This window comes from Azospirillum lipoferum (assembly GCF_024170005.1).
Taxonomy (GTDB): Bacteria; Pseudomonadota; Alphaproteobacteria; order Azospirillales; family Azospirillaceae; genus Azospirillum; species Azospirillum lipoferum.
Map to the genome: position 1 here is coordinate 214,583 of NZ_JALJXJ010000012.1, position 11,923 is coordinate 226,505.

Sequence of the window (11,923 nt, forward strand, 5' to 3'; positions counted from 1 at the left end):
AGAGCATGGCACAGCCTCAGTTGAAACTGGTGGGCGAGGCGGAAACGCAACGCCTGTCCGGCGAGCCGCTGATCCGCATCGACGGCGTGACCAAGACCTACCGCACCCGCGACGGCGAGGTGCCGTCGCTCCGCCCCATCAGCTTCGACGTGCGGCCGAGCGAGTTCCTGGTGGTGGTCGGCCCGTCGGGCTGCGGCAAGTCCACCCTGCTGAAGATGCTGGCCGGCCTGCTGCCGGTCAGCAGCGGGACCATCAAAATCGAAGGCGACACGGTCACCGAGCCGCACGACGACACCGGCATCGTTTTCCAGAGCCCGACCTTGCTGGCCTGGCGGTCGGTCCTGCGCAACATCATGCTGCCGGTGGAAATCCGCCGCCTGCCGCGGGAGCGCTATCTGGAACGCGCCCACAAGCTGGTCGAGATGACCGGGCTGAAGGGGTTCGAGCACAAATATCCCTGGCAGCTGTCGGGCGGCATGCAGCAGCGCGCCGCCCTGTGCCGGGCGCTGGTGCACGACCCGAAGATCCTGCTGATGGACGAGCCGTTCGGCGCGCTCGACGCCATGACGCGGGAGCGGATGAATGTCGAGCTGCAACGCATCCAGCACGAGACCGGCAAGACGGTGATCCTGATCACCCATTCGATCCCCGAGGCGGTGTTCCTGGCCGACCGGGTGATGGTGATGTCGGAACGGCCCGGCACCATCGCCGCCACCTACGAGGTCCCGCTGCCGCGCCCGCGGACGCTGGACGTCATGGGCGACCCGGTCTTCATCCAGCTGACCCAGACCATCCGCAAGCATTTCGCGGCGCAGGGGCATCTGGACTGAGTTTCCATGAGCTTCCCCGGTCCATCCCTTCTTCGCCCTGCGGGGAAGGGAGCGGCCCTGTGCGCCCGCACACGGGGCCGACGGGAACGAGACGCCATCACACGAAAGACCATCCCATGTCCGCCCCAGGGCAACGAAGCCAAGTTAAGAAGGGCCCCTATAAGCCCTCTCCCCCCTGCTCTCGCGCAAACTTCGTTTGCGCTGACGCGACAGGCGGACCAAAGGTCCGCCGAAAGCGGGGAGAGGGTTGGGTGAGGGGGCAGCGCGGGCAGAACGCCTGCGCCAGGGGATTGCCAAGGGGCAGTATGCCCCTTGGCGGCGCGCTTTGCGCGCCGGCCCCCTCACCCTCCCCACGCCTCCGGCGTGGGTCCCCTCCCTCTCCCCGGGGGGGAGAGGGCCTACGCCGCGTACCGTTAACCTGAGTTCGGAGCCCTGATGTCCGCCCCCCGTCTCCGCATCCGCGCCATCGAGCTGTACGAGCGGCCCGTCCGCTTCGTGAAGCCGTTCCGCTTCGGCGCGGTGACGGTGGAAGCCGCTCCGCAATCCTTCGTCCGCGCCCTGGTCGCGGTGGAGGGACGGGGCGAGGCCTGGGGGGCGACGGCCGAGATGATGATGCCGAAATGGTTCGACAAGCGTCCGGACCGCAGCCCGGCCGACACGGTTGACGGGCTGCGCCGCTCGCTGGTCGAGGCGCGCGACGCCTACCTGTCCGACGACCGTCTCGACACCGCGTTTGGGCATCATGCCGCCTTCAGCCCGACGCTGGAGCCGAAGCTGGCCGCCGCCTTCGGGCCGGCACAGATCGACAAGGCGGTGCTCGACGGGCTGTTGCGGGTGCTGGGACTGAATGCGTTCGACGGGCTGGGCGGCAATGTCGCCGGGCTGGATGCGCGGCTGGCGCCCGACCTCGCCGGCTTCGATCTGGACGGTTTCCTGCGCGGTCTCTCGCCACTTGGCGAGGTGGAGCTGCGGCACACCGTCGGGCTGCTGGACAAACCCGAAGACCTGCGCGCGCTGCTGGAGCAAGCACTGCTGCGCTGGTTCAAGATCAAGCTGGGCGGTGACGTTTCCGCCGATGTCGAGCGGCTGGCGGAACTGGCCAGCGTGCTGGAAACGGCTGCCCCCGGCTACCGCGCGACGCTGGACGGCAACGAGCAGTATCGCGACGCCGCCCATGTCGCGGAACTGCTCGACCGGATCGACGCCTCCCCCGCCCTGGCCGGTTTCCGCCGGGCGCTCGCTTATCTGGAACAGCCGATCGCGCGGGAGGCGGCGCTCGCCCGTCCGCTGGGCGCGGTGGCGGAGCGGGTGCCGGTGATCATCGACGAGTCCGACGACGGCTACGACGCCTTCCCGCGCGCCCGCGTCCTGGGCTATCGCGGCGTGTCGTCGAAATCCTGCAAGGGCCTCTACAAGGCGATGCTCAACCGCGCCCGCTGCGCGGCGTGGGGGCCGCCGCACTTCATCTCCGCCGAGGATCTGACCTGTCAGGCCGGGCTGTCGGTGCAGCAGGACACCGCCCTGGTCGCTTTCCTCGGCATCCCGCATGCCGAGCGCAACGGGCACCAGTATGGCGAGGGCTTCGGCAGCGCCGCCGAGGCCGACGCTTTCGTCGATGCCCATCCCGGTTTCTATGAACGCCATGCCGGCGGAGCGGTCAGGCTCGCCACCGGCAGCGGCCGGCTGCCGACGGCGCCGCTGTCCGGTCCCGGTTTCGCCCATATCGCCGAGCCCGACTGGGCCGGCCTTTCCCCCCTTTCAAACCCGACATCAGCGCTTTCCTGAAGGAGTTCCCCCATGAGCACCAAGCGCCTTGGCCTCATCATGCACGGCGTCACCGGGCGGATGGGCATGAACCAGCACCTGATCCGCTCGATCCTGGCGATCCGCGCCCAGGGCGGCGTCACCCTGTCCGACGGCTCGCGCGTCATGCCCGATCCGATCCTGGTCGGCCGCAATGCCGAGAAGATGCAGGAGCTGGCCCGCCGCCACGGCATCGAGCGCTGGAGCGACAATCTCGACGCCGCGCTGGAGAACCGCGACGACGTGATCTTCTTCGACGCCGGCACCACCCAGATGCGCCCGACGCTGCTGGAAAAGGCGATCCGCGCCGGCAAGCATGTCTATTGCGAGAAGCCGATCGCCACCAATCTGGACGAGGCGCTGCGCGTCGTCCGGCTGGCGGAGGAGGCCGGGGTGAAGAACGGCACGGTGCAGGACAAGCTGTTCCTGCCGGGGCTGGAGAAGCTGCGCATGCTGCGCGACAGCGGTTTCTTCGGGCGCATGCTGTCGGTGCGCGGCGAGTTCGGCTATTGGGTGTTCGAGGGCGACTGGCAGCCGGCGCAGCGCCCGTCCTGGAACTACCGCGAAGAGGATGGCGGCGGCATCATCCTCGACATGATCTGCCACTGGCGCTACGTGCTCGACAACCTGTTCGGTCAGGTGAAGAGCATCTCCTGCCTGGGCGCCACCCACATTCCGGAACGCTGGGACGAGAAGGGCAAGCCCTACAAGGCGACCGCCGACGACGCCGCCTATGCGATGTTCGAGCTTGAGGGCGGGGTGATCGCCACCATCAACTCCTCCTGGTGCACGCGGGTCTACCGCGACGATCTGGTCACCTTCCAGGTCGACGGCACCAACGGCTCGGCGGTGGCCGGCCTGACCGATTGCGTGATCCAGCCGCGCCAGGGCACGCCGCGCCCGGTGTGGAACCCCGACCAGAAGCAGACCATCGACTTCTACGACACCTGGCAGCCGGTGCCGGACAATGCCGTGTTCGACAACGGCTTCAAGGTGCAGTGGGAGTCCTTCATCCGCCATGTGGTGGAGGATGCGCCCTACAAGCACGGTCTGATCGAGGGCGCCAAGGGCGTCCAGCTGGTGGAATGCGCGCTGCAGAGCTGGCGCGAGCGCCGCTGGGTCGACGTGCCGGCCATCGCGGGGTGAGGCGTCGAGCGGGAGGGGTGCGGATCGCCCCCTCCCCAACCCTCTCCCCTGACCTTTCCCAGGAACACCATCCCATGCCGACCATTCGCCTCCCCCGCGCCGACCGCAGCATCGAAAGCTACACGCTGGCCCCGCCGCGCGGCTTCCCCGCCCATACCGAGCGGCCGTTGACCCGCATCGCCTTCGCCGCCGCCCATATGGTCGCCGACCCGCTGGCCGAGGGGGATCCGTGGCTGGCCCCGGCCATCGACTGGGACCGGACCATCGCCTTCCGCGAGCATCTGTGGGACCTCGGCCTCGGCGTCGCCGAAGCGATGGACACGGCGCAGCGCGGCATGGGGCTGGACTGGCCGACCTCGCTGGAGCTGATCCGGCGCTCGCAGTCGGCGGCCAAGGCGCGCGGCGGGGTGATCGCCTGCGGCGCCGGCACCGACCATCTGCCGCCGGAGAACGCCCGCAGCGTCGACGACGTCATCCGCGCCTACGAGGAGCAGATCGAGGCCATCGAGGCGCTCGACGGCCGCATCATCCTGATGGCGTCGCGCGCGCTGGCCCGCGTCGCCAGGGGGCCGGAGGACTACGTCCGCGTCTATGGCCGCATCCTGTCGCAGGTGAAGCAGCCGGTGATCCTGCACTGGCTGGGCGACATGTTCGATCCGGCGCTGGCCGGCTATTGGGGCACCGGCGATGTGGACGCGGCGATGGACACCGCGCTGTCGATCATCGGCGACTTCGCGCCCAAGGTGGACGGCATCAAAATCTCGCTGCTCGACAAGGACAAGGAGATCGTCATGCGCCGGCGCCTACCGGGCGGGGTCCGCATGTATACCGGTGACGACTTCAATTACGCGGAACTGATCGCCGGAGACGGGCAGCATCATTCCGACGCGCTGCTCGGCATCTTCGACGCCATCGCGCCGGCCGCAGCATCGGCGCTGGCCCATCTGGCCGATGGCGACGAGGCGGGGTTCCACGACATCCTGGCGCCGACCGTCCCGCTGTCGCGCCACATCTTCAAGGCGCCAACCCGCTTCTACAAGACCGGTGTCGTCTTCATGGCCTATCTGAACGGCCATCAGGACCATTTCACCATGGTCGGCGGGCAGGAGAGCACGCGCTCCACCCTGCATCTGGCCGAGTTGTTCCGGCTGGCCGACAAGGCGGGGTTGCTGTCCGACCCGGACCGGGCGGCGCAGCGGATGGCGGCGGTCCTGGCGGTGCGGGGGATTTCGTGATGCGGGATTTCTCACGCGATCACCGCTGGCTGTCGATCAACACCGCCACCGTGCGCAAGCAGGGCGATCTGGTCGAGATCCTCGATGCTTGCGCCCGCCGCGGCATCCGCGCCGTAGCGCCCTGGCGCGATCAGGTGGCGGCGGTGGGGTTGGACGCCGCGGTGCGGGCGGTGCGCAGCGGCGAACTGGCGCTGTCCGGCTATTGCCGCGGCGGCATGTTCCCGGCCGATCCGTCCAAGGCGGCGGAGGTGCGCGACGACAACCGCCGCGCGGTGGACGAGGCGGCGGCGCTGGGTGCCGCCTGCCTGGTGCTGGTGGTCGGCGGGCTGCCGCAATATTCCCGCCCCGGATCGCCGGCCAGCAAGGACATCGCACTCGCCCGCTCGCAGGTGGAGGACGGCATCGCCGAGCTGCTGGACTATGCCCGCAAGGCGGGGATGCCGCTGGCGATCGAGCCGCTGCACCCGATGTATGCCGCCGACCGCGCCTGTGTGAACACGATGGCCCAAGCGCTCGACCTCTGCGACCGGCTGGATCCGGAGCGGACCGGATCGCTGGGGGTGGCGGTCGACGTCTACCATGTCTGGTGGGATCCGGATCTGGAGGCGCAGATCCGCCGCGCCGGCAAGGAGAGGCTGCTGGCCTTCCATGTCTGCGACTGGCTGGTGCCGACCACCGACCTGCTGCTGGACCGCGGCATGATGGGCGACGGCGTCATCGACATCCCGCGCATCCGCGGCTGGGTCGAGGACTGCGGCTTCGCCGGCTTTTCGGAGGTGGAGATCTTCTCGCAAGGCAACTGGTGGGAGAAGCCAATGGGCGAGGTGCTGGACACCTGCATCGAGCGGCACCGCAGCGTGGTTTGAAATTGGTGGCCGGGGCTTCTACGATGGGGGAGAACCACCCCCCTCCCCCCGGACCCCAGGAGCCGGCTTCCCGCATGGACAGCCTGACCGACACACCCGACCCGGTGCCGCCCGCCCCCGCAATCCCTGCGGCGCCGGTCAAGGTGACCCGCGACCCGGAGGGGACACGCGCCCGCATCATGGCCGCCGCGACGGAGGAGTTCGCGCGCTACGGCCTGGGCGGCGCCCGCGTCGATCGCATCGCCGAGCAGGCCGGCACCAACAAGCGCATGCTCTATTACCATGTCGGCAACAAGGAGGAGCTGTATCTGGCGGTCCTTGAGGACGCCTATGCCCACATCCGCGCCACCGAACGCACCCTGAACCTGGACAAGCTGGCCCCACCCGACGCCATCGCCCGGCTGATCGGCTTCACCTGGCAGTATTTCATCGACCATCCCGAATTCATGGCCCTGCTGAACATCGAGAACCTGCACCGGGCGGAGTTGCTGAAGACCTCGTCGCAGGTGCAGTCGATGCACTCCCCCTTCGTGCAGATGATCGCCGACGTGCTGGCGCGCGGGGTGAAACAGGGGGTGTTCCGCGCCGGGGTCGATCCGGTGCAGCTCTACATCTCGATCGCCGGGCTGTCCTACTTCTACCTGTCCAACGTCCACACCCTGTCGGTGATCTTCGGACGCGACCTGCTGGCCGAACCGGCCAAGGAGGAACGGCTGGCCCATATGGTGGAGCTGGTGCTCCAGTCCTTGCTGCCGTAAGAGCCGGCGGAAGGTGGTCAGAATCTGACCACCCCTTATTGCCTGGGCGCCGGGCGCAGCAGGGCGATCAGCAGCAGGCCGCCGACAATGAACCAGGCGATGACGACGAAGCCGTCGATGTAGGCCAGCACGTAAGCCTGCTTGCGCACCGCCGCCGACAGCAGCGACAGGGCGCGACCCGTCGCCTCCTCGGCTCCGGTTGACTGGGCGGCGACCCGCGCCACGGTGCCGGCCAGCCGGTGGACGGTGTCGGTGCTGCCGGCCACCACGTCGGACACCAGCCGGAAGCTGTGGAACTGCTCGCGCACCCGGACGAAGGTCTGCATGAAGGCGGCCCCCAGCTCGCCGCCCAGCAGGCGCGCGGTCTGCAACAGGGCGCCCAGCGCCAGGATGTGGGCCTGGGACAGGTTCTTGATGTTGAAGTAGATCAGCGAGGTCATGGCGAAGGACTGGCCGAAGGCCTGGAGCATCTGCGACGGCAGGAAATCGGCGCCGACCCAGTCGGCCGTCAGGTGCGAGGCCAGCCAGCAGGCGGTCCCCACCGCGGCGAAGCCGGCCGCCATCACCACGCGCGGATCGGCATGGCGCAGCAGCGTGCCGACCAGCGGCGCCAGCAGGAATTGCGGCAATGCGATCAGCAGCAGCGTGTCCCCCACCTCCAGCGCCCGGTAATTGTTCACCGTGATCAGGAATTGCGGGACCAGATAGGCGGTGGACAGCATGATCAGCCGCAGCAGCACCAGCAGCAGGCACAGCAGCGGGATGTTGCCGCGGAACAGCACGCTGAAGGTGATCCAGGGCTTGGGACAGGTCAGCTCCTGCACGACGAAGGCGGTCACCAGCAGGCCGCCGGCCAGGAAGAGGCCGGTGATCAGGCCGGAGTTGAACCAGTCCAGCCGGTTGCCCTGGTCGAGCCCGGCATAGAGCAGGGCGAAGCCGAGGCTGGCATAGGCGATGCCCCACCAGTCGCCGTCCTTCAGCAGGTCGCGGCGCACCGGCTCGGCCGGCATGCCGAAATGGACGCACAGCGCCATCAGCGGCGCCAGCAGGGCGGTGTCCCAGAACAGCCAGCGCCAGTCGAGATGCTCGATCACCCAGCCTTCGACCGAGGCGGCGAAGTTCAGCGACAGCTCGACATTCATCGCATAGACGGCGATGCCGTAGACCACATAGCGCGGCGGCAGGTTGCGGACGATGAAGCCGATGGTCAGCGGGATGAAGGTGCCCGACGACAGGCCGGCCAGCAGCTGGAAGGTCAGCACCCCGGTCAGCGTGCCGGTCAGCGGCAGGGCCAGCATCGCCAGCCCGTAGGTGAGGGAGGAGACCAGCAGCACGCGCCGCGGCCCGAACACCACACCGAGGAAGGCGGCGGCCGGAGCGACCAGCATCTGCGCCACCGTGTAGGCGGTGGTGATCCAGGCCCCCTCGTCGAAACCGGCGCCGATGGCGCCGCGGATGTCGGCCAGCCCGAAGGTGGTGATGCGCGAGGTCAGGGTGGAGATCAGCGCCCCCAGCATGACGCCGAGCAGGCCGACGATCGGATGGTGGGTCAGGATCGGCTGGGCCGGGCGCAGCAGGATCCGGGACAGCCGTCCGCCGGCCAGCCCGACGCTCATGACCCGTTCTCCTGGCCGCCCTCCCTTACGTCTCCATCGGTGTCGATGGTGACGACGACGGACATGCCCGGCCGCAGGCGGTCCTGCAACGGGTTGGGGTCGTCCAGCACGATCTTCACCGGAATGCGCTGGACGATCTTGGTGAAGTTGCCGGTGGCATTGTCGGGGGGCAGCAGGGCGAACTGGCTGCCGCTGGCCGGCGACTGGGCGGCGACCCGGCCGGTCAGCATCACGTCGGGGAAACTGTCGATGCGGACCGTCGCCGGCAGGCCGGACCGGATCCGCGTCATCTGGGTTTCCTTGTAGTTGGCCATCACCCACACGGTGGGCAGCGGCACCAGCGTAACGATCTGGCTGCCCTGCCCGACATACTGGCCGGGGCGGACCTGCCGCTGGCCGACCATACCATCGGCCGGGGCGCGGATCGTCGTGCGGTCGAGCGTGATGCGGGCGAGGTCCAGGTCGGCCTGCCGTTGCAGGCGGGTGGCCCTGGCCTGTCGCACCTGCACGTCGATGCCGTCGAGCGTCGCCTTCTGCTGGTCGACCTGGGCCTGGCCCGCGTCCAGCGCCGCCTGGGCGCGGCGGGAAGTCGCCTGCGCCTGTTGCAGGGCCTGGAGCGTGCCGGCCACCCCCTGTTCGCTCAGGGAACGCTGCCGGGTCTCCTCCAGCCGCGCCCGCCATGCCTCGGCCTCCAGCCCATGGACGTTCGCCTCGGCCTGATCGACCAGGGCGCGCTGGGTGCGCTTCTGGATGTCGAGCTGGGCGATGGCGGCGTCGGCGGCCTCCAGCGCCGCCTCCGCCTGCTGGACGCGGGCGCGGTAGTCGTCGTCGACGATCATCGCCACCGGGTCACCGGCCTTCACTCGCTGGAAATCGCCGACCGGCATCTCGCGGACGACGCCCGACACCTGGGCCGACAGCGGGGTGATGTCGGATTGCAGATAGGCGTCATTGGTGGTCTGGCGCGCGGCGGAGCCGATCCAGCGGTCCCAGCGCGTCGCGAAGGCCACCACCAGCACCACCGCCAGCCCCAGCACCGCCAGCCGCACCACCCACGGGCTCCAGGCCACCGGCGGCGGGGCGGCCGGCGGAGGCGGAGCCGGTTGTTGGGGCGCCTGTTGGGCCGCTTGCTGGGGTGGCGCTGCGGCGTCGGTCATGCGGGGGTCTCCATCGGAATCGGCCTGCCGGAACAGCCCGGCCGGACCGCCCCGGCTGGATCGCTTCGACAGGCCGACCCTACGCGATGACCCGCGGAAAAGCGCCTTGCACCAAGGTGTAGCCCCGCAAGGAGAGCGGGCTTCCTTGACAGCGGATGCCGGGGTGCGGAATGGTGGGATGGTCGGCCGATCCCGGTCGGCGAACATAAGCTTGTTCTCAGGGCAGGGTGAAACTCCCGACCGGCGGTATCCCTTCGACAGAGGGGGAGCCCGCGAGCGCTTGCCGCCCCCCAGGGAAGGACCCAGGGGCGGCGAGGTCAGCAGACCCGGTGAGAAGCCGGGGCCGACGGTTACAGTCCGGATGGAAGAGAATGAGCAGACCGCGCCGGTGGCTTGCCGCGAGCAGGCCCGCCGCCGTCGGTTCGCGCCAGTGCTTCGGGCCCCGGTCCGGGGCGCCGGAGGTCTCTTTACGCCCTGATTCAGGCTCACTCTTAACCGGATGTGAGAACCATGAATCAGATTTACCGTCAGAACGACCTTCTCGCCCGCTTCGGCACGCCGGGTGAGCGGGTCGCCCGTGCCCTGCAAAGCCTTCAGCAGGGGGAAGGGGTGATCGTCGTCGATGACGACGACCGCGAGAACGAAGGCGACATCATCTATCCGGCCGACAGCATCACCGTCGAACAGATGGCTCTGCTGATCCGCGCGTGCAGCGGCATCGTCTGCCTGATCCTGCCCGACGAGCATCTGCGGCGGCTGGAGCTGCCGGCGATGGTGCCGGCCAACAGCTCGCGCTTCGGAACCGCCTTCACCGTGTCGATCGAGGCGCGCGACGGCGTCACCACCGGCGTCTCGGCGGCCGACCGGGTGACGACGATCCGCACAGCCATCGCCGACGATTGCCGGCCGGAGGATCTGGCGCGGCCGGGCCATGTCTTCCCGATCCGCGCCCATCCGCAAGGGCTGGCGGCCCGCCGCGGCCACACGGAAGCCACCATCGAACTGATGGCGCGGGCCGGCCGCAAGGCGGCGGGCGTGCTCTGCGAGGTGATGAACCCGGACGGCACGATGGCCCGCCTGCCGGAACTGATCGCCTTTGCCGAGGAACAGTCCATGCCGATCGTCAGCATCGCCGATCTGGTGGCGGACAGCGGCCTGCAATCGGACCGCTAATCGGGTCCGGCCACAGGCAAACGGGGACCGCCCTGTCGGAGCAAATGCTTCCGACAGGGCGGTCCCCGATGCTTTTGGCATTGATGTAAGGAACTACCGTTTACTCTGCGGCAGTCTTCTGGCCGACGACAGTCAACTCAGCCGGGGTCCGGTCATCCGCCGGCTCGACATAGGCGCGTCCGTAATAGCTGTCGATGAGGAGCTGCCTGATCTCGGCGACCAGCGGATAGCGCGGGTTGGCGCCGGTGCACTGGTCGTCGAAGGCCGCTTCCGCCAGCGCATCCACCCTGGCGAGGAACGCCGCCTCCGGCACCCCCGCCGCCTGGATCGAAGCCGGGATGTCCAGCGCCCGCTTCAGCTCCTCGACCCAAGCAATCAGCTTCTCCACCCGCTCATGGTCGCGGCTGCCGCCCAACTCCAGGTGACGGGCGATCTGCGCATAGCGCGCCACGCCCTTGGGACGGTCATACTGGCTGAACGCTGTCTGCTTGGTCGGAATGTCCGCCGCGTTGTAGCGGATCACGTTGGCGATCAGCAGCGCGTTGGCGATGCCGTGCGGGATGTGGAACTCCGCCCCCAGCTTGTGCGCCATCGAATGGCACACCCCCAGGAACGCATTGGCAAAGGCGATGCCGGCCAGCGTCGCCGCATTGTGCACCAGCTCCCGCGCCTTCGGGTCCTGGCCGCCGTTGCGGTAGGCCGAGGGCAGGTTCTCCTTCAGCAGCTTCAGCGCCTGCAGGGCCTGACCGTCGGAATACTCGTTCGCCACCACCGAGACATAGGCCTCCAGCGCATGGGTCACCGCGTCGATGCCGCCGGCCGCCGTCAGACCCTTGGGCATGTCCATCACCAGATTGGCATCGACGATCGCCAGCGTCGGCGTCAGCTCATAGTCGGCGATCGGGTACTTGGTTCCGGTACGCTCGTCGGTCACCACGGCGAAGGGCGTCACCTCAGACCCGGTGCCGGACGTGGTCGGCACCGCCACCAGCTGCGCCTTCACGCCGAGCTTGGGGAAGGTGTAGATGCGCTTGCGGATGTCCATGAAGCGCAGCGCCAGATCCTCGAAGGCCACCTCGGGCGCCTCGTACATCACCCAGATGATCTTGGCCGCATCCATCGGCGAGCCGCCGCCCAGCGCCAGGATCACGTCGGGCTGGAAGGCGTTGGCCAGAGCGACACCCTTGCGCACCACCGCCAGCGTCGGGTCGGCGCTGACCTCGAAGAAGGTCTCGACCTCCAGCCCCAGCGACTTCAGCACGCGGACGCTGTCGTTGACATGGCCGTTCTCGAACAGGAAGCGGTCGGTGACGATCAGGCAGCGCTTCCTGCCGCGCAG

At 68.8% G+C, this 11,923-nt stretch carries 10 protein-coding genes and 1 riboswitch; of the genes, 7 read left to right on the forward strand and 3 right to left on the reverse strand.

Going from position 1 to position 11,923, the window contains the following annotated elements; genetic code table 11:
• Nucleotides 1-5: 5 nt before the first annotated feature.
• The 6 genes from J2848_RS25875 to J2848_RS25900 all read left to right on the forward strand — a co-directional run bounded on the left by J2848_RS25875 (nt 6) and on the right by J2848_RS25900 (nt 6,638).
• Nucleotides 6-830, forward strand: coding sequence for an ABC transporter ATP-binding protein (locus J2848_RS25875; RefSeq protein ID WP_149235654.1), 825 nt, complete (start codon nt 6-8; stop codon nt 828-830).
• 435 nt (nt 831-1,265) lie between these two features.
• A complete protein-coding gene (locus J2848_RS25880; protein ID WP_170307325.1) occupies nt 1,266-2,615 on the forward strand; it encodes a hypothetical protein in 1,350 nt (449 codons plus the stop codon).
• A gap of 12 nt (nt 2,616-2,627) precedes the next feature.
• Nucleotides 2,628-3,779 (forward strand): Gfo/Idh/MocA family protein, encoded by a 1,152-nt coding sequence (locus J2848_RS25885; RefSeq protein ID WP_149235655.1) that lies wholly within the window; start codon nt 2,628-2,630, stop codon nt 3,777-3,779.
• A 74-nt stretch (nt 3,780-3,853) separates the two neighbouring features.
• On the forward strand, nt 3,854-5,014 hold the full coding sequence (locus tag J2848_RS25890; protein ID WP_149235656.1) for a dihydrodipicolinate synthase family protein: 1,161 nt from the start codon (nt 3,854-3,856) through the stop codon (nt 5,012-5,014).
• Nucleotides 5,014-5,880 carry a sugar phosphate isomerase/epimerase family protein gene (locus J2848_RS25895; RefSeq protein WP_149235657.1) on the forward strand — a complete coding sequence of 289 codons (867 nt, stop codon included), beginning with the start codon at nt 5,014-5,016 and terminating at the stop codon, nt 5,878-5,880. The genes J2848_RS25890 and J2848_RS25895 overlap by 1 nt, the downstream gene beginning before the upstream one ends.
• Nucleotides 5,881-5,954: 74 nt before the next feature.
• Entirely contained in the window at nt 5,955-6,638 is a 684-nt protein-coding gene (locus tag J2848_RS25900; protein WP_149235658.1) for a TetR/AcrR family transcriptional regulator, read from the forward strand.
• Between the two features lie 35 nt (nt 6,639-6,673).
• Here J2848_RS25900 and J2848_RS25905 read toward each other — a convergent pair whose 3' ends face one another.
• Both J2848_RS25905 and J2848_RS25910 read right to left on the reverse strand, forming a co-directional pair.
• On the reverse strand, nt 6,674-8,254 hold the full coding sequence (locus tag J2848_RS25905; RefSeq protein WP_149235659.1) for an MFS transporter: 1,581 nt from the start codon (nt 8,252-8,254) through the stop codon (nt 6,674-6,676).
• Nucleotides 8,251-9,411 carry an HlyD family secretion protein gene (locus J2848_RS25910; RefSeq protein ID WP_149235660.1) on the reverse strand — a complete coding sequence of 387 codons (1,161 nt, stop codon included), beginning with the start codon at nt 9,409-9,411 and terminating at the stop codon, nt 8,251-8,253. Before J2848_RS25910 ends, J2848_RS25905 begins: the two co-directional genes overlap by 4 nt.
• Before the next feature lie 209 nt (nt 9,412-9,620).
• Nucleotides 9,621-9,788: riboswitch (FMN riboswitch) on the forward strand.
• Between the two features lie 133 nt (nt 9,789-9,921).
• Between J2848_RS25910 and ribB the strand changes: the two genes are divergently transcribed.
• A complete protein-coding gene (ribB, locus tag J2848_RS25915) occupies nt 9,922-10,584 on the forward strand; it encodes a 3,4-dihydroxy-2-butanone-4-phosphate synthase (protein WP_149235661.1) in 663 nt (220 codons plus the stop codon).
• Nucleotides 10,585-10,684: 100 nt separating this feature from the next.
• On the opposite strand, the gene J2848_RS25920 is transcribed toward ribB, so the two are convergent.
• The coding region (locus J2848_RS25920) for an iron-containing alcohol dehydrogenase (RefSeq protein WP_253568745.1) at nt 10,685-11,923 on the reverse strand (1,239 nt) is incomplete at its 5' end.